The organism is Pseudomonas sp. T8, from assembly GCF_024610635.1.
In the GTDB taxonomy this organism is placed as follows: Bacteria; Pseudomonadota; Gammaproteobacteria; order Pseudomonadales; family Pseudomonadaceae; genus Aquipseudomonas; species Aquipseudomonas chlororaphis_I.
In genome coordinates, this window is sequence record NZ_CP102374.1 from 1,526,707 (window position 1) to 1,553,695 (window position 26,989).

At 65.2% G+C, this 26,989-nt stretch carries 25 protein-coding genes; 9 read left to right on the plus strand and 16 right to left on the minus strand.

The features are described 5' to 3' along the window. Nucleotides 1–28 precede the first annotated feature (28 nt). From iolD to iolC, 6 genes are all read right to left on the minus strand, one after another. Nucleotides 29–1,963 (minus strand): 3D-(3,5/4)-trihydroxycyclohexane-1,2-dione acylhydrolase (decyclizing), encoded by a 1,935-nt coding sequence (gene iolD, locus NRG23_RS06635; RefSeq protein WP_124303756.1) that lies wholly within the window; start codon nucleotides 1,961–1,963, stop codon nucleotides 29–31. Between the two features lie 143 nt (nucleotides 1,964–2,106). Beyond that, the gene (locus NRG23_RS06640) at nucleotides 2,107–2,928 is read right to left on the minus strand and encodes a TIM barrel protein (protein ID WP_038631768.1); all 822 of its coding nucleotides are present in this window, start codon (nucleotides 2,926–2,928) and stop codon (nucleotides 2,107–2,109) included. A 35-nt stretch (nucleotides 2,929–2,963) separates the two neighbouring features. Then, nucleotides 2,964–4,463, minus strand: a complete 1,500-nt coding sequence (locus NRG23_RS06645) for a CoA-acylating methylmalonate-semialdehyde dehydrogenase (protein ID WP_101282251.1) — start codon at nucleotides 4,461–4,463, stop codon at nucleotides 2,964–2,966. A 30-nt stretch (nucleotides 4,464–4,493) separates the two neighbouring features. Beyond that, entirely contained in the window at nucleotides 4,494–5,303 is an 810-nt protein-coding gene (iolB, locus tag NRG23_RS06650; protein ID WP_124301418.1) for a 5-deoxy-glucuronate isomerase, read from the minus strand. Beyond that, nucleotides 5,300–6,193 carry a myo-inosose-2 dehydratase gene (iolE, locus tag NRG23_RS06655; protein WP_257374119.1) on the minus strand — a complete coding sequence of 298 codons (894 nt, stop codon included), beginning with the start codon at nucleotides 6,191–6,193 and terminating at the stop codon, nucleotides 5,300–5,302. The genes iolB and iolE overlap by 4 nt, the downstream gene beginning before the upstream one ends. A 261-nt stretch (nucleotides 6,194–6,454) precedes the next feature. Continuing rightward, complete coding sequence (gene iolC / locus NRG23_RS06660; RefSeq protein WP_257374120.1) at nucleotides 6,455–8,392, minus strand: 5-dehydro-2-deoxygluconokinase; 1,938 nt, start codon at nucleotides 8,390–8,392, stop codon at nucleotides 6,455–6,457. 322 nt (nucleotides 8,393–8,714) lie between these two features. On the opposite strand from iolC, the gene NRG23_RS06665 reads away from it, so the two are divergent. After that, complete coding sequence (locus tag NRG23_RS06665; RefSeq protein ID WP_009048462.1) at nucleotides 8,715–9,635, plus strand: MurR/RpiR family transcriptional regulator; 921 nt, start codon at nucleotides 8,715–8,717, stop codon at nucleotides 9,633–9,635. A gap of 3 nt (nucleotides 9,636–9,638) precedes the next feature. Here NRG23_RS06665 and NRG23_RS06670 read toward each other — a convergent pair whose 3' ends face one another. Beyond that, nucleotides 9,639–10,505, minus strand: a complete 867-nt coding sequence (locus NRG23_RS06670; protein WP_009048461.1) for a patatin-like phospholipase family protein — start codon at nucleotides 10,503–10,505, stop codon at nucleotides 9,639–9,641. A gap of 272 nt (nucleotides 10,506–10,777) precedes the next feature. Between NRG23_RS06670 and NRG23_RS06675 the strand changes: the two genes are divergently transcribed. Both NRG23_RS06675 and NRG23_RS06680 read left to right on the plus strand, forming a co-directional pair. Next, nucleotides 10,778–11,245, plus strand: coding sequence for an NUDIX hydrolase (locus NRG23_RS06675; RefSeq protein ID WP_009048460.1), 468 nt, complete (start codon nucleotides 10,778–10,780; stop codon nucleotides 11,243–11,245). A gap of 384 nt (nucleotides 11,246–11,629) precedes the next feature. Further along, complete coding sequence (locus NRG23_RS06680) at nucleotides 11,630–12,235, plus strand: glutathione S-transferase (RefSeq protein WP_053268785.1); 606 nt, start codon at nucleotides 11,630–11,632, stop codon at nucleotides 12,233–12,235. A 162-nt stretch (nucleotides 12,236–12,397) separates the two neighbouring features. Here NRG23_RS06680 and hcnC read toward each other — a convergent pair whose 3' ends face one another. From hcnC to NRG23_RS06705, 5 genes are all read right to left on the minus strand, one after another. Further along, on the minus strand, nucleotides 12,398–13,654 hold the full coding sequence (gene hcnC / locus NRG23_RS06685; RefSeq protein ID WP_038579841.1) for a cyanide-forming glycine dehydrogenase subunit HcnC: 1,257 nt from the start codon (nucleotides 13,652–13,654) through the stop codon (nucleotides 12,398–12,400). After that, nucleotides 13,647–15,056 (minus strand): cyanide-forming glycine dehydrogenase subunit HcnB, encoded by a 1,410-nt coding sequence (hcnB, locus tag NRG23_RS06690; RefSeq protein WP_257374121.1) that lies wholly within the window; start codon nucleotides 15,054–15,056, stop codon nucleotides 13,647–13,649. Before hcnB ends, hcnC begins: the two co-directional genes overlap by 8 nt. Further along, the gene (gene hcnA, locus NRG23_RS06695; RefSeq protein ID WP_009048456.1) at nucleotides 15,053–15,370 is read right to left on the minus strand and encodes a cyanide-forming glycine dehydrogenase subunit HcnA; all 318 of its coding nucleotides are present in this window, start codon (nucleotides 15,368–15,370) and stop codon (nucleotides 15,053–15,055) included. Before hcnA ends, hcnB begins: the two co-directional genes overlap by 4 nt. Before the next feature lie 209 nt (nucleotides 15,371–15,579). Continuing rightward, nucleotides 15,580–16,119 carry a hypothetical protein gene (locus NRG23_RS06700; RefSeq protein WP_096373868.1) on the minus strand — a complete coding sequence of 180 codons (540 nt, stop codon included), beginning with the start codon at nucleotides 16,117–16,119 and terminating at the stop codon, nucleotides 15,580–15,582. 89 nt (nucleotides 16,120–16,208) lie between these two features. Further along, nucleotides 16,209–16,547 (minus strand): hypothetical protein, encoded by a 339-nt coding sequence (locus NRG23_RS06705; RefSeq protein ID WP_124299119.1) that lies wholly within the window; start codon nucleotides 16,545–16,547, stop codon nucleotides 16,209–16,211. A 184-nt stretch (nucleotides 16,548–16,731) separates the two neighbouring features. Between NRG23_RS06705 and NRG23_RS06710 the strand changes: the two genes are divergently transcribed. Both NRG23_RS06710 and NRG23_RS06715 read left to right on the plus strand, forming a co-directional pair. Continuing rightward, nucleotides 16,732–17,415 (plus strand): response regulator transcription factor, encoded by a 684-nt coding sequence (locus tag NRG23_RS06710; RefSeq protein WP_007930717.1) that lies wholly within the window; start codon nucleotides 16,732–16,734, stop codon nucleotides 17,413–17,415. Then, nucleotides 17,393–18,787 carry a HAMP domain-containing sensor histidine kinase gene (locus NRG23_RS06715; RefSeq protein WP_009048453.1) on the plus strand — a complete coding sequence of 465 codons (1,395 nt, stop codon included), beginning with the start codon at nucleotides 17,393–17,395 and terminating at the stop codon, nucleotides 18,785–18,787. Before NRG23_RS06710 ends, NRG23_RS06715 begins: the two co-directional genes overlap by 23 nt. Nucleotides 18,788–18,936: 149 nt before the next feature. On the opposite strand, the gene NRG23_RS06720 is transcribed toward NRG23_RS06715, so the two are convergent. The 3 genes from NRG23_RS06720 to NRG23_RS06730 form a co-directional block, all read right to left on the minus strand. Further along, nucleotides 18,937–19,185, minus strand: a complete 249-nt coding sequence (locus NRG23_RS06720; protein WP_009048452.1) for a DUF1652 domain-containing protein — start codon at nucleotides 19,183–19,185, stop codon at nucleotides 18,937–18,939. An 11-nt stretch (nucleotides 19,186–19,196) separates the two neighbouring features. Further along, the gene (locus tag NRG23_RS06725; RefSeq protein ID WP_257374125.1) at nucleotides 19,197–19,448 is read right to left on the minus strand and encodes a CsbD family protein; all 252 of its coding nucleotides are present in this window, start codon (nucleotides 19,446–19,448) and stop codon (nucleotides 19,197–19,199) included. Between the two features lie 134 nt (nucleotides 19,449–19,582). Beyond that, the gene (locus NRG23_RS06730; protein WP_257374126.1) at nucleotides 19,583–21,082 is read right to left on the minus strand and encodes a helix-turn-helix transcriptional regulator; all 1,500 of its coding nucleotides are present in this window, start codon (nucleotides 21,080–21,082) and stop codon (nucleotides 19,583–19,585) included. Nucleotides 21,083–21,272: 190 nt separating this feature from the next. Here NRG23_RS06730 and NRG23_RS06735 point away from each other — a divergent pair, with 190 nt between their 5' ends. Beyond that, nucleotides 21,273–21,806, plus strand: coding sequence for a GNAT family N-acetyltransferase (locus NRG23_RS06735; RefSeq protein ID WP_257374127.1), 534 nt, complete (start codon nucleotides 21,273–21,275; stop codon nucleotides 21,804–21,806). Between the two features lie 599 nt (nucleotides 21,807–22,405). Here the strand turns inward: NRG23_RS06735 and NRG23_RS06740 are convergent. Next, nucleotides 22,406–23,728, minus strand: a complete 1,323-nt coding sequence (locus NRG23_RS06740) for a sigma-54-dependent Fis family transcriptional regulator (protein WP_257374131.1) — start codon at nucleotides 23,726–23,728, stop codon at nucleotides 22,406–22,408. Nucleotides 23,729–23,968: 240 nt separating this feature from the next. Here NRG23_RS06740 and NRG23_RS06745 point away from each other — a divergent pair, with 240 nt between their 5' ends. The 3 genes from NRG23_RS06745 to NRG23_RS06755 are packed head-to-tail and all read left to right on the plus strand — an operon-like array spanning nucleotide 23,969 to nucleotide 26,986. After that, the gene (locus NRG23_RS06745) at nucleotides 23,969–24,853 is read left to right on the plus strand and encodes an MBL fold metallo-hydrolase (protein WP_016701766.1); all 885 of its coding nucleotides are present in this window, start codon (nucleotides 23,969–23,971) and stop codon (nucleotides 24,851–24,853) included. Nucleotides 24,854–24,887: 34 nt separating this feature from the next. Next, nucleotides 24,888–26,165 carry an FAD/NAD(P)-binding oxidoreductase gene (locus NRG23_RS06750; RefSeq protein ID WP_257374134.1) on the plus strand — a complete coding sequence of 426 codons (1,278 nt, stop codon included), beginning with the start codon at nucleotides 24,888–24,890 and terminating at the stop codon, nucleotides 26,163–26,165. After that, on the plus strand, nucleotides 26,162–26,986 hold the full coding sequence (locus tag NRG23_RS06755) for a sulfite exporter TauE/SafE family protein (RefSeq protein ID WP_257374136.1): 825 nt from the start codon (nucleotides 26,162–26,164) through the stop codon (nucleotides 26,984–26,986). Before NRG23_RS06750 ends, NRG23_RS06755 begins: the two co-directional genes overlap by 4 nt. Nucleotides 26,987–26,989 lie beyond the last annotated feature (3 nt).

A 26,989-nucleotide genomic window follows, 5' to 3' on the forward strand; every position in this document is an offset into this window, starting at 1 on the left:
ACTCCTGTTGTTGTTCGTTCGAGAGCAATCAGTACTGCCGGGCCTTGGCCAGGCGTTCGTTGAGTTGTCTGGCCACCGCATCGGTACGGGCGCTGGTGGACACCTGCGCCACCCCGACCCGCCACCAGGACAGGTACTTGTGGATCATGGTCTTGGGCAGGACCTTGATATCGATCAGGGTCGACACGCTCTGGGTCCGCGCATCGGCCAGGGCCGCTTGCAGCTCCTCGACCGTCCTCACCTTGTAGGTCTTGCAGCCATAGGCCGCCGCGCTCATGGCGAAATCCACCGGCACGAAGGCACCGTCGAGCTTGCCGGTTTCCGGGTTGCGGAAGCGGAACTCGGTGCCGAAGCTGTCCATGCCGTGTTCCATCTGCAGGTTGTTGATGCAGCCGAAGGTCATGTTGTCCAGCAGCACCACGTTGATCTTGCGCCGCTCCTGGATCGAGGTGGCCAGCTCCGAATGCAGCATCAGGTAGGAGCCGTCGCCCACCAGGGCGTAGACCTCGCGCTGGGGCTCGGCGAGCTTGACCCCCAGGGCCGCGTTGACCTCGTAGCCCATGCAGGAATAGCCGTACTCGACGTGGTAAGTGTTGACCCCCTTGCTGCGCCAGCTGCGTTGCAGGTCGCCGGGCAGGCTGCCGGCGGCGGCGACGATCACCGCGTCGTCGGCCAGGGTCTGGTTGAGCACCCCCAGCACCCGGCTCTGGGTCAGGCAGGAGCCGGTCAGCTCGATGAATTCGCGCAGCACCGCCGGGTCCATGTGGTCGTTGATCTCCGGGACAAAACCCTCGGCGTGGTATTCGACCTGGTAGACCCGGTCCACCTCCGCGTCCAGCTGCGCCCGCGCCTGGCTGATCTGCGCCCCCCAGGCCGCCTGGTAATCGCTGCGCGCCAGGGCCTCGGCCAGCCCGTCCAGGCCTTCCCGGGCATCCGCCAGCAGCTGCACGCCGTCGAGCTTCAGGGCATCGCAGGGGCTGATATTGAGGTTGAGAAACTGCGCATCGGCGCGGAACAGCGACTTCGAGGCGGTGGTGAAATCGCTGTAGCGGGTGCCGATGCCGATGATCAGGTCCGCCTCTTTCGCCAGCAGGTTGGCCGCCAGGCAACCGGTCTCGCCGATGCCGCCGAGGTTCAGCGGATGGCTGGAAACCACCGCGCTCTTGCCGGCCTGGGTTTCGGCGAAGGGAATGCCGAAGCGCTCGGCAAAGGCTTGCAGCGCTTCGTTGGCCCCGGAGTACTTGACCCCGCCGCCGCAGATGATCAGCGGCTTGCGCTTGCCGGTGAAGGCCGCCACAGCATCCTCGAGCATGGCCGCGGTGGCCGGCCGGCGTTCGATGCGGTGCACGCGTTTTTGCAGGAAGTAATCCGGGTAATCGTAGGCCTCGGCCTGCACATCCTGGGGCAAGGCCAGGGTCACCGCGCCGGTTTCCGCAGGGTCGGTGAGCACGCGCATGGCGTGGATCGCCGCGGTCATCAGTTGCTCGGGACGGTTGATGCGGTCCCAGTATTTGCTCACGGCCTTGAAGGCATCGTTGGTGCTGATGCTCAGATCGTGGAACTGCTCGATCTGTTGCAGCACCGGGTCGGGCTGACGGCTGGCGTAGACATCGCCGGGCAGCAGCAACAAAGGAATGCGGTTGGCGGTGGCGGTCGCCGCGGCGGTCAGCATGTTCGCCGCGCCCGGGCCCACCGACGAGGTGCAGGCGTAGATCTTGCGCCGCAGGTGCTGCTTGGCGAAGCCGATGGCTGCATGAGCCATGCCCTGCTCGTTGCGGCCCTGATGCACCACCAGTTCGCCGCTGTCCTGCTCCAGGGCCTGGCCCAGGCCGAGCACGTTGCCGTGGCCGAAGATGGTGAAGATCCCGGCGACGAACTTGCTCTGCACCCCATCGATCTCGACGTACTGGTTGTCGAGGAATTTCACCAGGGCCTGGGCCATGGTCAGTCGTGTCGTAGTCATATCTGCACCTTCAATAGATACGCTGAACCCTGTAGGAGCGAGCTTGCTCGCGATGGATTCAGACGCACCGCGTTTCTACAGGCATATCGCGTCATCGTTAGCGTCCATCGCGAGCAAGCTCGCTCCTACAGTGGGGGAATGCATCAGGCCAGGGCGTGCTTGAGGTGGTCGATGCTCGCGCCGATCGCCCGCTGGATATCCGCCAGCCCATGCACGCTGTCGGCGAAGGGTTCGAACGACAGGTGGCCGCTGTAGCCACGCTCGAGCAGGGTCTCGATCTGCGCCGCGTTGCCGAGGATGTCGCCCTCGCCCACCAGCACCCGGTGGCCGTCGCGGATGCTCGCCAGCGGCGCCTCGCGGTCCTCGACCCCGGAGATATGCACCAGCCCGGTGAGCTCGGGGAAGAACTCCTGCTCCCCGGCCAGATGATGGTGAAAGGTGTCGTGCACCAGGCGGAACACATCCAGCCCGCCGATGGCGCGGATCGCCTCCACCGCCGTGCGCTTGCGCCGCAGGGAGCATTCCTCGAAGCCCAGGGGTTCGATAAAACCGAGAATCCCGTGCTCGCGCAGGATCGGCGCCAGCTCAGTCAAGGCAGTGCGCAAACCGGCGCTGCGCTCGGCCTCGTTGCGGGTATCGGCGCGGTCGTTCAGCGGGCACATCACCAGGCCGCGGGCGCCGCAGTCGCGGGCATAGGCGGCGAGCTTCAGGGCCTGGGCGCGACGCTCGTCGTTCCACACATCGAAGGGGTACAGCGCATTGATCGACAGCATCTGGATGCCGTGGGCCGCGCACAACTGGCGCACCTGTTGCGGCGGCGTGCCGTCTTCGATTTCCACGCCCGCAAGGTCATTGCGGATCTCGATGGCATCGGCTTTCAGGGTCACCGCCAGCTCGATGAACGCCGGCAGGCTCAAACGTGGGGCAACCATACGATTCAGGGCGAAACGCAGGGGCTGGCTCATTATTCTTGTTCTCCAGAGCAACGGGTTGAAGGGTTTTACTTGGCGGTCGGCATGCTGAACTCGGGGCCCTTGGCGATGCTGTCCGGCCAGCGCTGCATCACGCTCTTGTAGCGGCTGTAGAAACGCAGGCCTTCCTCGCCGTAGGCGTGGTGATCACCGAACAGCGAGCGCTTCCAGCCACCGAAGGAATGCCAAGCCATGGGCACCGGAATCGGCACGTTGATGCCGACCATGCCGACCTTGATGTTGCGGGCGAAGGCCCGGGCCACGCCGCCGTCACTGGTGAAGCAGGACACGCCGTTGCCGAACTCATGGGCGTTGATCAGCGCCACCGCGCTGGCGAAATCCGCCACCCGGACGATGCCCAGCACCGGGCCGAAGATTTCTTCCTGGTAGATGCTCATCTCCGTGGTCACGCCGTCGAACAGGGTGGCGCCGACAAAAAAGCCCTGCTCCGCGCCCGGCACCTTGAAGCCGCGGCCGTCCACCAGCAGTTGCGCGCCCTGGGCCACGCCCTGGTCGATAAAACCTTCAACCTTGGCCTTGTGCTCGGCGGTCACCAGCGGCCCCATGTCGCTGTCGCCCTGCATGCCGTTGCCGATCTTCAACTGGTCGATGCGCGGCCGCAGTTTCTCGATCAACCGATCGCCGACCTCGCCCACCGCCACGGCGATGGAGATCGCCATGCAGCGCTCGCCGGCCGAGCCGTAGGCCGCGCCGATCAGCGCGTCGGCGGCCTGGTCGAGGTCGGCATCGGGCATCACGATCATATGGTTCTTCGCCCCGCCCAGGGCTTGCACGCGCTTGCCGCGGGAGGTGGCCTGCTGGTGGATGTACTCGGCGATCGGTGTCGAGCCGACAAAGGAAATCGCTTCGATGTCCGGGTGCTGCAACAGCCCGTCCACCGCCGCCTTGTCACCCTGGACCACGTTGAACACGCCATCGGGCAGCCCGGCTTGCGTCAGCAGGCGGGCCATCAGCAGGCTGGCGGACGGGTCACGCTCGGACGGCTTGAGGATGAAGCAGTTACCGCTGACCAGGGCCAGCGGGATCATCCACAGCGGCACCATCACCGGGAAATTGAACGGGGTGACCCCGGCGCACACACCCAGGGGCTGGCGCAGGTTCCAGTTGTCGATGCCGCCGCCGATGTTGTCGCTGAAGTCGGTTTTCAGCAGGCTCGGCGCGCCACAGGCGAACTCGACGATCTCGATGCCGCGGGTCACCTCGCCACGGGCGTCGGACAGCACCTTGCCGTGCTCGCGGGTGATGATCTCTGCCAGCTCGTTATGGTGTTGGTCCAGCAGTTCCTTGAACTTGAACATCACCCGCGAACGGCGCAGCGCCGACTGCTCGGACCAGGCCGGGAAGGCCTTCATCGCCGAAGCAACGGCGTCGTCCACCGTCTTCTGGCTGGCCAGGGCGACCCGGGCCTGCACGCGGCCGGTGGCCGGGTTGAACACATTGGCGAAACGCTCGCCGCTGCCTTGCACCTGACCGTCGATGTAATGGCCGATTACCGGGGCGTCACTCATTGTTCTTGTTCTCCATTCGAAGGTTGGAAATCAGAGATCCAGCAGCCAGCTGTGCTGCGGATCGTTATGGAACTGCCAGACCCGCTTGGGCCCGGCCATGACGTTCAGGTAATAGGACTCGTAGCCATAGGGCACGCTGACCGGGTGGTAACCCTTGGGCACCACCACCAAGTCGCCGTGTTCCACGGCCATGGCCTCGTCGATGCTGCGGTCGTCGGTGTAGACCCGCTGGAACACAAAGCCCTGGGGCGGATTGACCTGGTGGTAATAGGTCTCTTCGAGAAAGCTCTGGTGCGGCAGGTCGTCGGTGTCGTGCTTGTGCGGCGGGTAGCTGGAGGAATGCCCGGACGGCGTACGCACCTCCACCACCAGCAACGAATGGGCTGGCTCGCTGTCCGGCAGGATGTCGCAGACATAGCGGGTGTTGGCGCCCTTGCCGCGCACGCTGCGCTTCATGCTCGCAGGAAGGATCAGCCGTGGGCCGAGGTCGTTGGTCGTGGAGCCGGGAGCGGCGCAGACGGCGATCTGCACATCGCTCAGGGCGGTGACCTGGGCCTGGCTGCCGGGTGGCAGGTAGACGGCGAAGGGCGATTTGTCCTCGAACACCGACTGCCGGTCGCCGAGGTTGTCCCAGCCGAAGGCGCCCTGCCCCGGCGCCTCGCCCTGGATGCCGATGCGCCCGCTGAGCAGCACCAGGCACAGTTCTTTATCACCGGCACTGAGGGGCAGGCTTTCACCGAGGCTCAGGCGGTAGGCGGCAAAACCGACGTACTGCAATCGGCCCTCAGTCAACTGCACCATGGTCCGGCCCTTGGCCGCGCTTTTTACCAGCAGGCTCATGGGGCAGTCCTCTCATCGAGCAATGCGCGCAGGGTGTCGTAGCCCTTCTTCGCGTAGATGTAACTCGGTGCCACCGCCGGATCCTGCTCGGCCTCCACCACCAGCCAGCCCTGGTAATCGGCGGCCAGCAGCTCGTCCAGCAGCGCGGCGAAATCGATGTCGCCATCCCCCGGCACGGTGAAGGTGCCGTTGATGATGCAGTCGGGGAAACTCCACAGGTTGTTGCGCGCCAGCTGCACCACCGGCTTGCGCACATCCTTGAAGTGCACGTGGCAGATGCGCCCGATGTGCTTGCGCAGCACCTCCAGCGGTTCGCCGCCGCCCATGTAGCAGTGGCCCGAATCGAACAGCAGGCCGACTTCGCTGCCGGTCAGGCTCATCAACTTATCGATGTCCGCCGGCGATTCGACGTAGGCGCCCATATGGTGGTGGTACGCCAGGCGCACGCCCTGGGACAGGGTGAAACGCGCCAGCTCAGTGAGCTTGTCGGCGTATTCCTGCCAGGCCTGCTCGCTGTGAAAACGCGGACGCTCCACCAGGGCAATGCGCTGGCCCTGGATCGAGTCGGCGACCTCGCCGTAGACCAGCACCCTGGCGCCGTTCTGCGCCAGCAGCTGGACATGGCTGGCGATGGCGTCGATCTCCTCGGCCACCGAACGCCGTGCCAGGCAGCTGGAATACCAGCCCGAAACCAGCGCCAGGTCATACGGGCGCAGCACATCGCCGACGCCCTTGGCATCCTTGGGGAACTTGCCGTTGAGCTCGAAACCTTCGTAGCCGATTGCCTTGCCCTCGCTCAGCGCCGTACTCAAAGGCGTTTCGCCGCCGAGGGACGGCAGGTCGTCGTTGCTCCAGGAAATCGGGTTGATGCCAATTCGGATTGCGGGCATGGCTGCACCTTTTATTGTTTTCTAAAGCGTTCTGAAAAATTCCCGGCCTCGTACCCACTGCCGTAGCCCCTGTAGCCCTGTAGCCCTGTAGCCGCTGCCGAGCGTAGCGAGGCTGCGATCGAGCGCGCAGCGCTCGCAAAACCTGACAACGCGTAGTGTCAGGTACAACGCTTGCGGTGGCTGCGCCACCGATCGCAGCCTCGCTACGCTCGGCAGCGGCTACAGGTGTTGCGTCAAGGCTCTTGCGGTCAGGCTCTATGCTCAGGCGCGGGCGGCGCGCCAGGCGTCGATCAGCTCGACGAAGGTCGCCTGCACCCGGCGGATCAGGGTTTCGTCGTCGATCTCGCTGGCCAGCCAGGCCCGGCTCGGCTCATGGAAAATCGTGCGGCCCACGGCGAACCCGCGGCAGGTGCGGCTGTTGCCGGCCTGGCGGAAGCCCTCGGCCAGGGCCGCCGCCGGGGCGTTGAGGCCCAGCAGCACCACACCACGGCAATAGGGGTCGCGCTCCTCGATCAACTCATCGAGCCGGGTCCAGTCTTCGGCGCTCTGCGCCTCGATCTTCCACCAGGCCGGGAAGATGCCCAGGTTGTACAGGCGCTTGAGGGCGCGGTAGAGCACGTCCGGGTGAGTCGAGGGATGGTCCTTGGGCGGAATGATTTCCAGCAGCAGCTCATGGCCGCTGACCTGGGACGCCTGGTACAGGCCCTTGATCTGCGCTTCCTGTTCCAGGCGCAGCAGCGGCTCGTCGTCCGGGTGGTACTGCACCAGGCACTTGATGATCTGCTCCTGGGGCCAGGCAATCAGGTTGCTGCCGATCGAACGCCCGTGTTCGAAGGCCAGCGGCCGCGAGCCCTGGACTTCCACCGGCCGCGCCACCCACCAGCCACGGCCGGTGGCGGCGTTCAGCGAGTCCTGGCCGAAACGCTGGTCGGCCAGCAGGCCGACATCGGCTTCGACGCCCTGCGCGCGCAAGTCGGCCTCGACCCGCTCCACGGCCTGGATAAACAGCTGCTTGAGCTGACCGATGGCCTTGAGCTCGCGCCCGCCCTTCTGCGCCAGTTCCACCAACTGCCCGCGATGGTCGAAGGCAAAGATGAACAGCTGCTTCCAGGCCTTGCGCGGCACGCTGACCTGATGCAGGCGCTGCAGGGTCGTGTCCTGGTCCGGTCGGGTGATGGGCACCGGGCTGTTGAACAGGTAATCCAGCTCGGCGCGGGTCGGCATCGCCGGCGCGCAGGCATGGCGCGACACCACCAGGCCGCCACAGGCATTGGCCAACTGGCAGCAGCGCTCGTCGCTGGCGTCCTCCAGCCAGCCGCTGAGGAAGCCGGACATAAAGGCATCGCCCGCCCCCAGCACGTTGAGCACCTCGACCCGCACCCCGGGGTAAATGGCGCCGTCTTCCAGGCGCGCGGGGATCGCCCCGTGGATCACCGTGCAGCCCTGGGGGCCGAGCTTGACCACCAGGGTCGCGGCGGTCAGCGAACGCACGGTGCGCAAGGCGCTGAGCAAGTCGTCGCTGCCGCCGGCGATGAGGAATTCTTCTTCGGTGCCGACGATCAGGTCGAAGCGCGGCAGGATCTTCTGCACATGGGCGCTGACGTTCTGGTCGGCGACAAAGCGGGTCTCGCCGTCGGCCTTGCCCGCCAGGCCCCAGAGCACCGGGCGGTAGTCGATGTCGAGCACGCGCTGGACGTTGTGCCGCTCGGCGTACGCCAGAGCCTGGAGGCTGGCCTGGTACACGCCGTCGGTGGAGAAATGGGTGCCGGTGATCAGCAAGGCCTTGCTGGAGGCGATAAAGGCTTCGCTGATGTCCTCGGCGCGCAGGGCCATGTCGGCGCAGTTCTCGCGGTAGAACACCAGGGGGAAGGTCTCGCGGTCCTTGAGACCGAGCAGGACCAGCGCGGTCAGGCGCTGCGGATCGACCTTGATCGCGCTGACATCGCAGCCTTCGCGGGCCAGGGACTCCACCAGGAACCGCCCCATGTGATCGTCGCCGACCCGGCTCAGCATCGCCGAGCGCAAGCCCAGGCGCGCGGTGCCGAAGGCGATGTTGGCGGACGAGCCGCCGAGGTATTTGGCGAAGCTTGAGACATCTTCCAGCCGGGCCCCGACCTGCTGCGCATAGAGGTCGACGCCCAGGCGTCCGAGGCAAATCAGATCCAATTGACGCCCATTGGCAAAACGAGTCTGGCCCATGCTGGCTCCTGTTATTTTTATCAGCCTGCGCGTGGCACCGAGGAAGGCGCCGAACGCTCGTGGTGGATGCAGACTAAAACGTTCACCGGCACCAATCAATATTTTTTCTATAAAATTTTTACGTGGAATATTTTTTCCAATAAACTTTTTCAAGGCCGGTCCAGGCAGCGTGCATCGTTTCAGCAGACGGCCTGCGGGTCCGCGCCTCAAGATTTTCCCTGCGCCGACCCTGTAGACTGCGCACAGCCCACCTATTGTCAGGGAATGGATCAACCCGCCCGTTCCCATCAAGTACAAGCCAGTAAGCACAGAAGGATTGCCTATGTCCCGCACCGATCAGCCGGCCACGACCGAGAGCCCGCAAGACAGCGACCTCGCCAGCCCCCCGATCAATGCCGAACGCCTGTTGCAGCTGATCACCCAGGAATACGAAAGCCTGCCGCGCCAGCTCAAGCGCATTGCCAGCTACATGAGCCAGCAGAGCGACCGGATCATGGTCGACCGCATCAGCGACATCGCCCGCGAATGCGAGGTGCACCCTTCGGCCATCGTGCGCTTCTCCCAGCGCTTCGGCTTCAGCGGCTTCAGCGAGATGCAGGCGCTGTTTCGCGAGGCCTACACCCACAAGACCACCCCGGTACAGAACTACCAGCAGCGCATCCGCAGCATGATCGCCAACAAGTCGCAGAAGGCCAGCGGCGGCGACCTGGCGCGCGAGTGCATCAATGCCACCCTGTCGGGCATCGAGCGCCTGGGCCTGGAGCTGGATGACGCAGCCTTCGACAAGGCCGTGGACCTGGTGGTCAACGCCGACAACATCTACGTGGTCGGGGTGCGCCGCTCCTTCGCCGTGGCCGACTACCTGGTGTACAACCTGCAGCACACCAACAAGCGCATCCACCTGGTGTCGGGCCTGGGCGGCAGCTACCGCGAGCAGATGCGCAGCATCCGCCCCAACGACCTGGTGATCGCCATCAGCTTCACCCCGTATGCCAAGGAAACCCAGCACTGCCTGCGCATCGCCCAGCACCATCAGGCCAAGACCCTGATCATCACCGACAGCAACCTGTCGCCCCTGGCCAAGCGCGCCAACAGCGTACTGCTGGTCAACGAAGGCAGCTCCTTCGCCTTCCGCTCTTTGAGCGCGACCCTGTGCCTGTGCCAGGCGCTGTTCATCGCCGTGGCCTACCGCCTGGAACTGAAGGTCGACGAGATTCACGAGCAGGCGGGGTTCGAGGACTGAGCCTCACCCCGCCGAGTGCGTATGCGCCTGCAACGCCCCCGGCACGCCGGTGCGCAGCAGGCCGCCCTCCTCGACCCAGGCCAGGGTCTGCCGGTGGGCCCGTTGCAACAGTTGCTCGGTCTGGCTGAAGTCGAACACCGAAATGCCCAGCGGACACAACGGCGCGACCACATGGATCGCCGCCTGTGGCGAATAGAGCTCAATGTCCCGCACCAGCTGGCGCATGCTCATCAGGTTCAGGGTGTGCAAGGCCAGGGCGATCAAGCCGCTCGGCGGTCGCGGGCAGGCGCAACCGAATCCGGTCGGCACCACGATGACCCGGGTCGCGCCCAGCGACACCGCCGCGGCGATCGGGGTGTTACTGGCGACGCCGCCGTCGACCAGCAGCTTGTCGCCGATCTGCACCCACGGAAACACCAGCGGAATCGCGGCACTGGCCAGCAGGGCCTGCTCGACGCTGCCGCTGGATAACAGCTCTTCGGCCCCGGTGAGCAGGTTGGTGGTGACGATATGCAGGGGCAGTTCGGTGTCTTCGATGCGGGTGACCGGCAGCACCCGGCGCACCAGGCTCGCCAGCGCCGATGAGGGCAACAGGCAGCCGCGACGCTTGAGCACGGATGACAGCGCGTCAATCACGGAAAACGGAAACACGTCGGCCTTGCGCAAGCCACGCCAGAAATCGGCCAGTTCGGCGACGCCGCGGGCATTGGGCCTGGCGGCAAAGTAGGCGCCGTTGAGGGCGCCGACCGACGCCCCGACCACCAGGTCGAACACCACGTGTTTTTCGATCAGCGCCCGCAGCATCCCCACCTGGACAGCCCCGAGGCTGCCGCCACCAGCAAGGACAAGGGCGGTTCGGGTGGGATGCATAGCGCTTCTCCTGCCAACACTCAGCCTTCCTACACAATAGCGCTGCCACACTCCGCTACGAGGCCGTCTGGCGGCTCCCGTGCCATCGCATGCTTTTCATCTGAAAGACCGGCACCGGCTACATCGCTCACCTACGCTGGGTAACGGATGCTCCACAGCACACTCGTGCTTGCGCTGCTCAATCAAGTGCTGGTCATGGGCATCAGGACACGTCCCTCGTAGTGCCAGGGAAGCTTGAGGTTAAACGTTCAAACTCACGCAAGGAGCGCATCATGGTCGATAAAGCATACGCAATTCTTCTTCATTCCGAAGACGAGGATAATGGCTACCTCTACTTCCCCATTAAACGCGCCAATCTCGTGTATGGCGGCATGCCGCAGTTTTTCGGCGGAACCAAGAATGCGGGAGAGACCGATCACGACACTATCGCCCGAGAGATGAAAGAGGAAAGCGACGGTAAAATCACCTTGGGCAGCGGTGGGTTGACGTCAATCTACAAGTCCAGGGTTGGCAACAATAACTACAGCTTTTATGTAGCCGAGAACTACCAGGGCAAGAATTTCCTGGGCAGCCTGACCAACAGCGAGATGAGCAGTATCCAGCAGTTCTTCGTGCAAGTCGGGCTGCAGGACGATGTTGAGGACCTGCTGAAATCACTCAAGATTGTTCCGACTGCAGAGTTTACCGAGTCCGAAACCTATGAGGCCTTCAATCGGGCAATCGCCTGGAGCGAACAATAAACAAGCGGTTTGAAATGCACGGCGGTTTATTGAGCCGGCCAAACCGAAACAGTCGAACGGGCTCACTACTGTTTCGGGCACTTGAACCCGCAGTGCAATATCAGGCTGCGGGTTTTCAACCGTTATCAACGGTATATAGACAGAAGTACTTGGCGGGACTTGTACAACTCCGACGCTTATAACCGGCCTCATATTTTCAGATCGCTCGCGAACGTTGCGCCGACAGCCACCCGAGAACGTTCACCCTCGTCTTATTGCACCTGGAATAGCCGTCATCGGTGATTGACAGCAATCACCAGCCCCCGATAGCCAGCCCCGGACATTTGCCGCTAAATTAGCCGCTGCCCTCCCCCTGTCTCGTTGTTCCGCACAAGGAAATGCTCAATGAAACTGATCGGTATGCTCGATTCACCCTATGTTCGCCGTGTCGCCATTACCCTCAAGCGCCTGGATATCCCGTTCGAGCATGAGGCGTTGTCGGTGTTTCGCACCTTCGAGCAGTTCCAGCGCATCAACCCGGTGGTCAAGGCGCCGACCCTGATCTGCGACGACGGTACGGTGCTGATGGATTCGTGCCTGATCATCGACTACCTGGAAGCCCTGGCCGGCCGCAGCCTGTTGCCGGCGGCGCCCCAGGCGCGGGCCCATGACCTGCGGTTGATCGGCCTGGCGCTGGCGGCATGCGAGAAGTCGGTGCAGATCTACTACGAGTACCAGCTGCGCCCCGCGGAAAAACAGCACGAACCGTGGCTGGAGCGGGTTCGCGGGCAACTGGCGGCGGCTTATGGCGAGCTGGAAAACGAACTGGAAAAACGCCCGCTGGCCACCGACGGCAACATCGATCAGGCCGGCATCAGCCTGGCCGTGGCCTGGAGCTTTACCCAGCTGGTGGTGGCCGAGCACCTGGATGCCACGCGGTTTCCAAGGGTCAAGGCGTTTGCGGAGTATGCGCAAGGGTTGGAGTTGTTTGTCAGTACACCGATGGTTTGAAGCCACGAAACGGCGCGGTGTTTCAGTAACACCGCGTTATCGTTTACCTCCATCGCGGACAAGCCTCGCTCCTACAGAAGATATGCGTGCATCTGTAGGAGCGAGGCTTGCCCGCGAAAAGGCTCAAGGGCGACGCGGTGCTTCTGAAGCACCGCGCCAGGCTCAGGCCAGCGCCACCTGCAACGGCGCCACCGCCTGCAGACCGAAACGCTCGGCGAGGAACGGCGTGATATCCAGCGGCAACGCCTCCTCATTCACCAACCGATCCAGCAGCACCCCGGTGATCGCCGAGGTCAGGATGCCCGTGCGGAAGTGCCCGCAGGCATTGAGGTAGCCCTCTACCCCGCACATCGGCCCGAGGATCGGCAGCTCATCCGGCGAGCCCGGGCGCAAGCCGGCCCAGCAGCGCTTGAGGTTGACCTGTTCGAGTTGCGGCACGCAGCGCACCGCGCCCTGCACCAGGCCCTGGATTTCCCGGTAGGTGGTGCTGATGTCGAAGCCTTTGTCCTCGGTGGTGCTGCCGATCAGGATCTCGCCGTTGTCCTTCTGCGCCATGTAGCAATCGCTGGTGGTCAGGCAACCGTTGAGCAGTTGCGGCATGCGCTCGGTGAGCAGGATCTGGCCCTTGACCGGCTTCACCGGGATGCTCGCACCGGTGGCTTGCAGGCTCAGCTCGGCGGCCCAGGCGCCGGCGGCGTTGATCAGGGTGTCGCAATGGAAAAGCCCCGCCTCCGCCGTCTGCACCCCGCTGATCCGGCTGCCCTGGTGCAGCACGCCGGTGACGTTGGTGTTGAAGTACATGTCCACGCCGTTCTGCCGCGCGCCTTCGGTGTAGGCGTCGGCCAGGCGGAACGGGTTGACCTGGTGGTCGCAGAGAAATTCCAAGGCCCCCTGGGCGTCATGGCTGACGTTCGGCTCCGCCTCGCGCAGCGCCGCCTGGTCGAGCCAGCGCACCTGATGGGCCAGGTGCGGGATGCAGGCCACGATGTGCTCGGCGTAGAGCCGGTCCTCGTCGTCGTAGATCACGAACTTCAGCCCGGTACGCTCGAACTTGAAGTCCATGCCATGGCGCTCGCGCAGCTCCTGGTGCAGCTGCGGGTACAGGCCGTTGGATTGCAGGGCGAAGTCGAAGAACGACTGCGGCAGGATATGCGGCGTGCTGGAGTCCACCAGCACCGCCGAACCCTGGGCCTGGCGCTTGTTGCGCGCCGACATCATGCGAAAGAAGATCACCCCGCAGCCCAGCCCCACCGACTCGCCGATGGCCCACAGGCCGCCGGCCGAGGCGCGGGTGGCATTGCCCGGGCGCTTGGCGTCGATCAACGCCACCCGCAGGTTCTTGCGCTTGGACAACTGGTACGCGCAGGAAGCGCCGATCACACCGCCGCCGGCGATGACCACGTCGTAGAACTTACTCATGATTCAAAGCGTCCTTGCTCGGTTGAGGGAAAGCGGAAAAGGGAATCGGGTCCAGGGGGAAACGCGGGCGCAGCCAGCCCACATCCTGGCGCCCGGTGGCCTGGCGCAAACGGTCGCTGCAATAGCCCACGCACATGCGGCCCTGGCAGTCGCCCATGCTCACCCGGGTGCGCATCTTCAGGCTGGCCATGTCCTGCACGCCCTGCTCGAGGGCGCGGTCGATATCGCCACGGGTGGCGTGTTCGCAGCGGCAGATCAGGGTGTCGGCGGCCGGCAGTTCGATCTGCCCGGTGCCGCGTTCGGTGTAGCGGTCCACCGCCGCGCGAAAACGCGTGATGGAGGCCAGTTTGTTCTGGTACTTCTGGCGCCGCTCCAGGGCCGCCTCGTTGCTCAGCACATCGCGCTGCATCAGGATCGACAGCGCGGCGATGCGCCCGGTGAGCATCGCCGCCTCACCGCCGCGGATCCCGCCCATGTCGCCGGCCAGGTGAATGTGCGGCTCGCTGCTTTGCTGCCAGACGTTGGCCGTGGCGCGCAGGTAGCCGTCGTGGCTGAAGCCATGGTTGAGGCCCATCTGCTGGCTGAGCTGGGTACGCGGGATAAAACCGTAGCCCACCGCCAGGGTCTGCGCGGCGACCTGTTGCTGGCGGCTCAGGTCCGGTTCCCAGCGCGCCGAGTACGGCGCCACGCTGACGCTTTCCAGCCCGTCCGCGCCCTGGGCCTCGACCACGCCCCAGCCGTAATGCAGGGGAATACGGTGCAGCTTGAGGTAGGCGAGCATGCTCAGGCCGTCGAGGAACAGCTGCGGCTTGTTCAGCAGCGCCAGGCTTTCCTTGGCGATCCGGCCAAAGGTGCAGGCCTCGTAGACCGCCGCCACATGCGCGCCACTGGCGTGCAGCTGGCAGGCCACCAGCGGCAGCAGCGGCCCGGTGCCGGCGATCACCACCGGCCCGCGCGGCTTGACCACGCCGCTCTTGATCTGCAACTGCAAGCCGCCCAGCAGCATCACCCCGGGCAGGGTCCAGCCGGGAAACGGCACGCTGCGTTCATGGCAGCCGGCGGCCAGCAGCAACTGCGGATAGACCACTTCCTGCAGCTGCTCGTCGGCATCCAGCAGGACCAGGCTGCCCTTGCCTTCGGCCCCCACCACCCGGTGGTTGAGGCGCACGTCGATCATCTGTTCGCAGTCGGAGAAAGCACCGTGCAGTTTCGCCAGGGCTTCGCAATAACGCGGCCCCAGATAATCCAGCTGCACGCCGTCGCGCAGCGGCCCGCGATAGACCACGCCGCCCAGGCGCGAGGCCTCGTCGATCAGGGTGCTGCGCACCCCGTGCTCGGCCAGTTCGATGGCCGCGGCCATGCCCGCCGGGCCGCCGCCGACGATCAGTGGATTCAGGCTCATAGCACCTCCTCCGCCGCGACGATGCGGTTGACCTCGGTCTGCACCTGCATGCCCGGCCGCACCTGGGTCTGGCAGGCCCGGCGCTTGTGTCGGCCGTCGATCTGCACCAGGCAGCAATGGCACACGCCCATGCCGCAATAGGCGCCGGCCAGCTGGCCGTGGTCGTTGCGCGCCACCTGACGCAGCCCGAGGGACTGGATGACGCTGAGTACGGTTTCACCAATCGCCGCCGTCACCGGCTGGCCATTGAGGCTGATGGTCATATCCGCCTGTTGCAGCGGCTGGATATCGAAGGTTCGTTCGGTATGGCGCATCAGTAAATTCGTCCTTGAACGGAGTGAAGAGGAATGCCAGCGTCCTGCTGTGCATCGCCCTGGACCGGATCATCGACCCGGTCCAGGGTTGCGCGGCGCCAGCTCCTCGGGGCTAACACCGGGCCAATCTAGTAGGTTTGTCGAACAAGAACATTGATCTGGGCCAAGCAAAGCACAAGGCTCTGGAATAAGCCTTGCGCCGCCCTGCCCTAGCTGGAGAACACGTAGCGGCCCTTGACCTTGCGCGGCCCGATAAAGGCGAAATCCGGAAAGATCAGGCTGCGCACATACATGGCGAAAAACACCACGCCCAAGGTTAAGGCCGCGCCGATCAAAGTGCCCAGCGGGTCCTCGGCATAACCTTCGAACAAGCGCGGGAATTGCGACAGGGTCAGAAGGGCATAGAAGGTGTAGGCGTTGGCCGAAGGTTTATGGAAGCCCCAGGCGAACAGCAGCGGCACCACCCCGCCCAAGAGCCCGAACAGCCAGGCGGCCTTCGGGCCTATGACCGAACCGAGGAAGAACCCGGCCACCGCGCCGACCACCGCCTGCAGCAGCATCACCGCCAGCAGGATCTGGATCTTGCGCCGGTGCCGCGCATACAGCGCCGGGTCGGAATAGGCGGCGATCCAGAACGCCAGCAGTCGCTCCTTGATCCCGCTGCCGGCAAAGGCGGCAAAGGTTTCGCCCTTGGAGCGCCCGGCCTCGAGACTGGCGATGACCTGGCGCCTGGCTTGCTGTTTGTCCATCCGTGTTGTCCCCGATAGTGGCCCCCGGCGGCGCCGTGCCGGCAACGCTAGTAGAGGCGCCCGGGCCTGTCCAATCGGCGTCTGCGGCGTTATTTACGCTTGTAGCTCTTGTTGCCGCTCGGGGTCAGGCAATAGACGCCGCCTCGCGGCCCGGTGCAGAAACTGCCACTGCCGCAGGAGCAGCCGTCGCTGCTGCGCAACAGGCTTTGTGGGCGCGCCGCCTGCCCCGAGTTGCCGTAGCGTGCGGCGCAGTTCTGCTTGGAGCCGCTGATGGAACCGTCGTTGCACAAAAACAGCTCGCCGTCGCAACCGGCGATCCCGCCCTTCTTGCCCGAGCAGGGTTGATTGGCGGCGAACGCCGGGGCCGCCGCCAGCAGCAACAAGCCGATGCCCAGGGCTTTGAAGTCGAGGTAATGAGGTAGGTACATTGCGCAGCGTCCATGCCAGCCAGTAATAGCTGGATGATATCAACGATTGCCGCACCCGGCCCGCCTGCTACCCTGCGTTCGCCAGGGCACTGGCGCGAAGATGAAAGATTTTTTAGAAAGCCCGCGGCGATTTCTTGGCAAAATACAGGCCTGCGTCATGAAATCCCCAATCAGGTAAGCCCTTATGACCCGCATTCTGACCATCGAAGACGATGCCGTAACCGCCCGCGAAATCGTGGCGGAACTGAGCAGCCACGGGCTGGACGTGGATTGGGTCGACAACGGTCGCGAAGGCCTGGTGCGCGCCGTCAGCGGCGACTACGACCTGATCACCCTCGACCGCATGCTGCCCGAGCTGGACGGCCTGGCGATCGTCACCACCCTGCGCACCATCGGCGTGTCGACGCCGATCCTGATGATCAGCGCCCTGTCCGACGTCGACGAGCGCGTGCGCGGCCTGCGCGCCGGTGGCGACGACTACCTGACCAAGCCCTTCGCCTCCGACGAAATGGCCGCTCGGGTCGAGGTGCTGCTGCGGCGCAAAAGCACGGTGCAGGAGTTCGAAACCAGCCTGCGGGTGGCCGACCTGGAGCTGAACCTGATCAGCCGCGAAGCGACCCGCGCCGACCAGTTGCTGAGCCTGTTGCCCACCGAATACAAGCTGCTGGAATTTTTGATGCGCAACACCGGCCAGATCCTCTCGCGGATGATGATTTTCGAGGAGGTCTGGGGCTATCACTTCGACCCGGGCACCAACCTGATCGACGTGCATATCGGCCGTCTGCGTAAAAAAATCGATCCGCCAGGCATGACCCCGCTGATCCGCACCGTGCGAGGCTCGGGTTATGTCATTGCTGAACCCCTCTAAGGGCTGGCGCTCCTCCAGCAGCCGCCTGCTGGCGCTCTACAGCTCGCTGTTCGTGGCCTGGAGCTGCATCCTCATGGGCGTCATGTACTACGAGGTGTCCGGCTACCTGGAAAGCCTCGCCAAGCACTCGCTGATGCAGCGCCAGCACCTGTTCGCGCGCTTCCAGGGCGAGCAGCTGGAAGAAGCCCTGACCACCAGCATGACCTTCGACATGCGCGCCATCGACGCCTATGGCCTGTTCGACGAGCGGCGTCACTACCTCAGCGGGCCGATCCGCGAGATCCCCGACGACCTGCCGCTGGACGGGCAGATCCACGAGCTCAAGAGCTGCATCGACTCCGACGACCCCAGCCTGCCCCGCGACAGTTGCGATGCGGTGGCCACCTACACCCGCGACGGCCGCTGGCTGATCCTGGTGCGCGACAACGGCTCGCTGTTCGCGGTGACGCGGATCATCCTCCACGCGCTGCTGTGGGGCGTGTCGCTGACTATCATCCCCGGCGCCGCCGGCTGGCATCTGCTCCGGCGCCGGCCGCTGCGGCGCATTCGCGGCATCCAGGCCAGCGCCGAGGCGATAGTCGCCGGCGACATGACCCACCGCCTGCCGCTGTCCAACCGCCGCGACGAGCTGGACATGCTGGCGGCGATCGTCAACGCCATGCTCGACCGCATCGAACGGCTGATGAACGAGGTCAAGGGCGTATGCGACAACATCGCCCACGACCTGCGCACCCCGCTGACCCGCCTGCGCGCGCAGCTGTATCGCATGCAGCAACAGGCGGTCGAAGGCACGCCGGAAGCCTTGCAGCTGGACCAGGTGCTGGCCGAGGCCGATCGATTGATGGCGCGCTTTCGCGGCCTGCTGCGGATTTCCGAAATCGAGGATCACCAGCGCCGCTCGGGGTTTGTCGAACTCGACCCGCTGCCGTTGCTGCGCGAGCTGTATGACTTTTACTTGCCGCTGGCCGAGGAAGGCCAGCTGACCCTGACCCTGGATGTGCCGGACAGGCTGCCAAGCCTGACCGGCGACCGCGCCCTGCTGTTCGAGGCCCTGGCCAATCTGTTGAGCAACTCGATCAAGTTCACCCCGCCGGGCGGCGAGGTGATTCTGCGTGGTATGGAGGATGGCGGCTGCACGCGCCTGGAAGTCCTCGACTCCGGCCCCGGCATTCCCGAGGCCGAACGCAAGGCGGTGTTCCAGCGCTTCTACCGGGTCGACGACAGCAACTCCCACGGCGGCTTTGGCCTGGGCCTGTCCATCGTCGCCGCCATCGTCAGCCTGCACGGCTTCAAGCTCGACGTCGGCAGCAGCGACAGCGGCGGCGCGCGCCTGAGCCTCGATTGCCGGCCGAGCTTGATCGCCAAGGATTGAACTGCTGCTACAGAGGAACACGTTCTTCTTCTGTAGGAGCGAGGCTTGCCCGCGAAAAATCCTCATGACAACGCGGTGTTTCAGACAACCCGCGTTATCGTTCACCACCATCGCGGGCAAGCCTCGCTCCTACAGAGGCGGCTCCCCGGTCAGGACAGGTGCACCAGGCTGATGGAGTTGCTGCGCAGCTCGTACAGCAGCTCCTCGATCATCGCCAGCACGTCCGCCTCTGTCGCGAGCGTGCGCGGGTCGATGCCGGTGACCACCAGGTCGACCCGTCCGCTTTCAGGCTCGAAGACCCGCAGGGTCAGTGTGGAATCGGAGCCGGTGCTGAAAGCACAGGCCAGGGGCGCGAAGCCCTGTTCGATGTAGCGGCGCAACTGCGCCTGGGAAATCACCCAGGCCTCCTTCAGTGGCGACGCCACAACAGGCCGGCCAGCAGGCCGATCCCGGCGAGGATGGCAACGCTGGCCAAGGGTTTGTCACGGACGAAGCGGGAGACACTGTCCAGGGCCTCGCCATAGGTTTCCTGCAACTGCCCGGCGGCCTGGCGGGCGGCGCCCTCCAGGCGCATCTGCTGGTCGTCCAGCAGCTCGCCTGCCACGCCCTGGGCCTTGCCGGCCGCCGTGCCCATCGCACCTTTGATCTGTTCGCTACGCATCGTGCATTCCTTCAGCTGATGATTTTCGTGAGCGGCCCGTGTCCGCCACGGCACCGCACATCACCCAGCCTAAGAAACCCCGTGACGCCGCAGAAGCGTCATTTGTACTGGTGACACTGGTGCATTTGCACCGGTCAGCGCTGCGTCTTGCCGCGACGGTCGCCGCTGAACAGCCCGCGCTCGCGAGCCCAGACGATGGCCTCGGCGCGGCTGTGCACTGCCAGCTTGGAGTACACCGTGGCCACGTGATTGCGCACCGTGCTGGGCGCCAGCTGCAGGCGCGCGGCGATCTCCTTGTCGGCCAGGCCCTCGCAGATCAGCCCGAGCACATCGCGCTCGCGGGCGGTCAGGTCGGTAAAGGACGCGCTGGGCTGCTCGGCCTGGTTGGCGCTGCGGACATTGGCCAGCTTTTCGATCAGGGTCTGGCTGAACCACGAGGCATCGCGCATCACCTCCTCGATCGCCGACACCAGCTCCAGCTCGGAGCGCTTGCGCTCGGTGATGTCCATCAGCACCAGCAGGTAGCTGGGTTTGTCCTGGATGTTCACGGTGTCGGCCGAGACCACGCAGTCGAGCAGTTCGCCGCCCTTCTTCAGCACCCTGAGGTCGAGGTTGCGCACATCGGCGCTTTTCTCCAGGGCGCCGAACAGGCTGGCGCAGGCCTGCGGGCTGGCGATAAAACCCACCTCCTCCACGGTCTTGCCCAGCAGCTCTTCGGCGGCATAACCGGTGCTGTCGAGAAAGGCCTCGTTGACGTCGACTATCTGCTGGCTGTCGGCGCCGCACACCAGGGTCGGCACCGGCGTCAGGCGGAACGCCTTGGCAAAACGCTCCTCGCTCTGGCGCAGGGCAACCTCCGCCTTGCGCCGCGGCTCCAGGTCCATGAAGGAAAACAGCATGCAGTCTTCTTCGTTGATATCCAGCGGCTGGCCGGCAACGATCACCAGCTTGCTGCCGCCTTCGGGCAAACGCAGCTCGGCCTGCATCTGCGGGATGGTCGCGCCCTGGTTCAGGCGCTCGATGGCCAGGTCCTTGCGCTCGGCGCCCTCCAGCACATCCACCTCGTACACCGAGCGGCCGATCACCTGGTCGCGGGCATAGCCGGTCATTTCCAGGAAACCCTGGTTGACCTTGATGTAGCGCAGGTCGCTGAGGCGGCAGATCACTGCCGGCGCCGGATTGGAATTGAAGGTCTTCTCGAAACGCTGCTCGGCGCTGGCCCACTCGGTGGCGTCGCTGAGGATCAGCACCAGGGACTCCACCTCGCCGGCGCGGTCGGTGAGGATCATGCTGCGCACCCGATGCACCCAGGTGCGCTCCTCCTCGCCCTCGCCGCTGCGCACCTCCACCACCACATCGCTGAAGGTCTCCCCGGCGGCGACCCTATTGATCGGGTAGCTCTCCAGCGCCAGGGGGTGATTGTTGCGATAACGCAGGGCGAAACGCTCGGCGTACTGGCGATCGTCGGCGCCCAGCTCACTGATGTCTTCGACCCCGTGCATGGCCAGCGCCGCCTCGTTGGCCCAGACGATACGCCGGTCCGCCTCGAGCAGGATGACCCCGTCGGACAGCCCGGAAATGATCTGCTGCAACTGGCGGCGATTGGTTTCGGTGGCGAGTAGATCCTGGCTCATGTCAGCTCCTGAAAGGCCCGGCGCTACGGGCAAGGCGGCGGATAAAGGGGGCAGAAACTACGACCACGGCGCATCGCCATCGTGCCCTGGAACCCATGCGCCAATGACAGCGGAGTACTGGAGCCTCACCTGCGCAAAGGCTAAGCTGCCGCACCCGGTCCGATCCGCCAATGCCATCAAGGAGCGAAGCATGATCACCATCCGTGAAGCCGACAGCCGCGATATCGATACCCTCCAAGCCATCGGATGCGCCACCTACCGCGAGCATTTCTCCTCGATCTGGAGCGCTGAAGGCCTACAGCAGTTTCTCGACCAGGACTTCTCCCTCCGCAGCCTGCAAGACTCTCTTGCCGCCAAGAGCGAGCATCTGTGGCTGCTGGCCCTGGACGAGCAACAGCAGCCCATAGGTTTCGCCAAACTCAACTGGGCACGGCCCACCCCGGGCAGCGGCATTCCCGGTGCCGAGTTGCAGAAGATCTATCTGCTCAAGTCCCAGGCCGGCAAGGGGCACGGTCGCCGCTTGCTTGAACATGTGCTGCAGCGCGCCACCGATGCCGGTGAACCCTGCCTGTGGCTGGACGTGCTCAAGAGCAACATTGGCGCCCAGCGCTTTTATGCCAACGCCGGCCTGCGCCAGATAGGCGAGGTCCCCTTCAACACCGACCTGGAGCAAATAGGGATGTGGGTAATGGCCTGCGACCTGCCCGGCCGCGGCGACCGATAGCCGCCCCGCTCGCCCCTGTAGCCGCTGGCGAAGCCTGCGATAGACCCGAAGGGTCTCCGGTGCCGGCAAGATCGCCGCGAGCGTGCCGCTCGATCGCAGCCTGCGGCAGCGGCTACACAAGCATTGAGCAGGAGCGGAATATCGAGGGGGACGCAGCATCCCTGTAGCCGCTGGCGCAGCCTGCGATAGACCCGAAGGGTCTCCGACGCCAGCAAGATCGCCGCGAGCGTGCCGCTCGATCGCAGCCTGCGGCAGCGGCTACACGCATTGAGCGGGGCCGGAATATCGAGGGAGTCGCCGCATCCCTGTAGCCGCTGGCGCAGCCTGCGATAGACCCGAAGGGTCTCCGGCGCCAGCAAGATCGCCGCGAGCGTGCCGCTCGATCGCAGCCTGCGGCAGCGGCTACACGCATTTGGCGGGACCGGAATATCGAGGGTGTCCCCGTTCCCTGTAGCCGCTGCCGAGCCCCGCGAGGCTGCGATAGACCCGAAGGGTCTCCGGCGTCGGCAAGATCGCCACGAGCGTGCCGCTCGATCGCAGCCTGCGGCAGCGGCTACACGCACATTGAGCGGGGACGGGATATCAAGGGGCGAACAGGTTCAGGAAATGCCCAGGGCCTTCAGGCGTCGGTACAGGGTGCGTTCGCTCAGGCCCAGGGCCTTGGCCAGTTCGCTGCGTGAGCCTTCGAACACTTCCAGGGCGTGGGCCAGTTGCTCCAGGTCCTTGCCCGCGCGGCGCCGACTCGGCTGGGTCGTGGTGGCGGCGCTGCCGGCGCGCAATTCCTCGGGCAGGTCCTCGACGCGGATCACCCCGTCGTCGCTGAACAAGCGCGCCCGTTCGAGGATATTGCGCAGCTCGCGGATATTGCCCGGGTAGGCATACAGGCCCAGGCGCTCCAGGGCCTGCGGCGCGACCCGCGGCACCGCGCCCGGTGCCAGGCGTTGCAGCAGGCTGTCGATCAGCAGCGGCAGGTCGTCGCTGCGCTCGCGCAGGGCCGGCAGGCGGATCGGGAAGGCGCTGATGCGGTAGTACAGGTCCTGGCGGAAGGTGCCGGCGGCGACCATTTCCTTGAGCGGCTTGTGGGTCGCCGAGACCAGGCGGAAGTCCGAATGCACGGTGCGCAGGCTGCCCACCGGACGAAAGCTGCCGGACTCGATCAGCCGCAGCAGCTTGACCTGCATCGCCAGCGGCACTTCACCGATCTCGTCGAGAAACAGGGTGCCGCCATGGGCCGCTTCGGCCAGGCCGATCTTGCGTTGCAGGGCGCCGGTGAAGGCGCCCTTCTCGTAGCCGAACAGTTCGCTCTCCAGCAGGGTCTCGGTCAGGCCGGTGCAATCGACCACCACCAGCGGCCCACCGGCGCGCGGACTGCCATCGTGCAGGGCGCGGGCGAACAGCTCCTTGCCGGTACCGGACTCGCCCTGCAACAGCACCGGGATCTGCGACGGCGCCGCCCGCTGCAGGGCGCTCAAGGCCTCGTTGAAGGCCGGCGAACGCCCCACCAGGCCCTTCTGCTGCGGTTGCACCGAAGCCACCGCCACCGAACTCAGGCGCTCGACATAGGCCACCACCTGCCCTGTGTCGCCGAGGATCGGCCGCAGCTCGACGTCCACATGCTCCGGCCCGCGTGGGGTGTGATGGACATGCAGCAGGCGCTCCGGCAGGCGGGTCTCGAAGGCCTTGCGCATCGGGCAATGTTCGCCGGCCTGGTCGCACGGCACCGCGAACTGATGGGACACCCGGTAGCACTTGGCGCCGACATGGGGTTTGCCCTCGACGCCGAACTGGCGCTGGTAAGCGGTGTTGGCCGCGAGGATGTTGTAGTCGGTGTCTAACAGAATCGTCGGCTGCGCGTCATGTTCCAGATAGGACATCAGGGCTAACATTTCAGCACTGGCAAGGGCATGGGTGGACTGGGGCATGGCAACTCCTGGGCGTTGCGCGGCAGCTTAAACCATGAACCCGGCTTCTGCCATTTTCTGCCAGAAACTGCCAATCGACTGCCACCTACAATTGACAGTGACAGCCGGAACGCCCACCCCAGGCCTTTGAATTCAATGAATGGGCGGTAAAAGCAGTGCACGCCGGTTGGCACGTTTATTGACAGTCCAAGGGATGACTGCCCGCCTTGGCCGGCGTCACCCTATTGTTCGGAGAGCCCAATGATCATCGGCGCATCGCTGTGCGTAGAAGCCTTTTTCGACCACCAGACATGGACCATCAGCTACCTGGTGATGGACCTCGACACCCGGCGCTGCGCGTTGATCGACAGCGTGCTGGACTACGACCCCAAGTCCGGCCGCACCCGCACCGAGTCCGCCGACAAACTGATTGCCCGGGTGCGCGAACTGGACGCCCAGGTCGACTGGATCCTCGAGACCCACGTGCACGCCGATCACCTGTCCGCCGCAGCCTACCTCAAGGCGCAGCTTGGCGCCCGGGTGGCGATCGGCAATCAGATCACCGTGGTGCAACAGGTGTTCGGCAAGTTGTTCAACGAAGGCCAGGGTTTTGCCCGCGACGGCAGCCAGTTCGACGTGCTGCTCGAAGACGACAGCCGCTTTGCCATCGGCAACCTCCAGGCCCGCGCCCTGCACACCCCCGGCCATACCCCGGCGTGCATGACCTACCTGGTACAGGTCGGAGAAGAGACCGTGGCCTTTGTCGGCGACACCCTGTTCATGCCCGACTACGGCACCGCCCGCTGCGACTTCCCCGGCGCCGACGCGCGCACCCTGTACCGCTCCATCGGCAAGATCCTCGCCCTGCCACCGCAGACCCGGCTGTTCATGTGCCACGACTACCTGCCCAACGGCCGCGAGCTGCAATACATGACCACGGTCGCCGAACAGCGCGCCAACAATATCCATATCCATGAAGGGATCGATGAAGACGCCTTTGTGCGCATGCGCGAAGCCCGCGACGCCACCCTGGAAATGCCGGTGCTGATCCTGCCCTCGGTGCAGGTCAACATGCGCAGCGGCCAGTTCCCGGAGCCCGACGACAACGGCGTGAGCTACCTGAAGATCCCGCTGAACGCCCTTTAAAACCTATAACGCCACTCCACCAGGAGACGCTGCCATGCGCCCGATTTCCCCCATCCAACGAGCCGTCAACGGCAGCCACCAGGTGCTGATCGTCGGCGGCGGCGCGGCTGGCATTGCCACCGCGTCCAGCCTGATCAGCCGCGAACCGCACCTGGACGTCGCCATTATCGACCCGGCCGACACCCACTATTACCAGCCCGGCTGGACCCTGGTCGGCGCCGGGGTGTTCCGCGCCGAAGACACCGCGCGCAGCATGGCCTCGCTGATCCCCAAGGGGGTGACCTGGATTCAGGCCGCGGTGAGCAGCTTCGAGCCGGAGCACAACGCCCTGGTACTCAACGACGGTCGCGTACTGGGTTATGACCAGTTGGTGGTCTGCCCGGGCCTCAAGCTCGACTGGAACGCCATCGAGGGCCTGAGCGAAACCCTGGGCAAAAACGGCGTGACCTCCAACTACCGCTACGACCTCGCGCCCTACACCTGGCAACTGGCGCAGAACCTCAAGCAGGGCCAGGCGCTGTTCAGCCAGCCGCCGATGCCGATCAAATGCGCCGGCGCACCACAGAAGGCCATGTACCTGTCCTGCGATCACTGGCTGCGCAACGGCCGGCTGGGGCAGATCAACACCCGCTTCCTGAATGCCGGCGGCGTGCTGTTTGGCGTGCCGGACTACGTGCCGGCACTGATGGAGTACGTGAAGAAGTACGATATCGCCCTGGATTTCGGCCACAACCTGGTGGCGGTGGACGGCCCCGGCAAACGGGCGACCTTCGTGCGCAACAACGCCGAAGGCCAGCCGGAACGCATCGAGCTGCCCTTCGACATGCTGCACGTGGTGCCGCCGCAGACCGCCCCGGACTTTATCCGCAACAGCCCGCTGGCGGATGCCGCCGGCTGGATCGACGTCGACCCGCACAGCCTGCAACACAAGCGCTACAGCAACATCCATGGCCTCGGCGACGGGACCAATACCAGCAACGCGAAAACCGCCGCGGCGGCGCGCAAGCAGGCGCCGGTGGTGGCCACCAACGTGCTGGTGAACCTCAAGCGCCTGCCGACCCGGGCGCAGTACGACGGTTACGGCTCCTGCCCGCTGACCGTGGAGCGCGGCAAGATCGTCCTCGCCGAATTCACCTACGGCGGCAAGGTCGCGCCGAGCTTTCCGGCGTGGCTGCTGGACGGTCGCCAGCCGACCCGGCGTGCCTGGTGGCTGAAGGAACGCATCCTGCCGCCGCTGTACTGGCGCGGCATGCTCAAGGGCCATGAGTGGCTGGCGCGGCCCAGCCTGGTGACGGACCTGCCGGAATCATGAGTGAGTACAGCTTGTTGGGCGCCGGGCTCGGCGCGCTGATCGGGGCGATCCTGGCGTTGACCGGAGCCGGCGGCGGGATTCTCGCGGTGCCGCTGCTGGTGTTCGGCCTCGGCCTGAGCATGGTCGAGGCCGCGCCCATCGGTCTGCTCGCGGTGGGCCTGGCGGCCACCGTGGGCGCGGTACTGGGGCTGCGCGAAGGCATCGTGCGCTACCGCGCCGCCGGTTTTGTCGCCGCCATCGGCATTCTCATGGCGCCGGTCGGCCTGTGGCTGGCCCACCGCCTGCCGAACCTGCCGCTGGCCCTGCTGTTTTCCGCAGTGCTGCTGTACGCCTGCGGACGCATCCTGCTCAAGGCCACCCGCGAACTGCGCCACGGCCAACCGGCACCCCGGGCGGCCTTTCAACCCTGCGTGCTCAACCCACTGCAAGGCAGGCTGCGCTGGACCCTGCCCTGCGCCCGCGCGCTGACCGTCACCGGCATGCTCTCGGGGCTGCTCTCCGGCCTGCTCGGCGTCGGCGGCGGCTTCGTGATCATCCCGGCGCTGACCCGCTACACCAACCTCGACAGCAAAAGCATCGTCGCCACCTCCCTGGCGGTGATCGCCCTGGTGTCCACCGGCAGCGTGATCACCGCCAGCCTCAGCGGCGTGATGCACTGGGCGGTGGGCGCGCCCTTCGCCGGCGGCGCGGTGCTGGGATTGATTGCCGGCCGGCAGGTCGCCCGTTACCTGGCAGGGCCGCGGTTGCAGCAGTTGTTTGCCTTGGTGGGGATGCTGGCGGCGGTGATGCTCAGCCTCGGAGCACTCGGCGCCTGGCGTTGAACC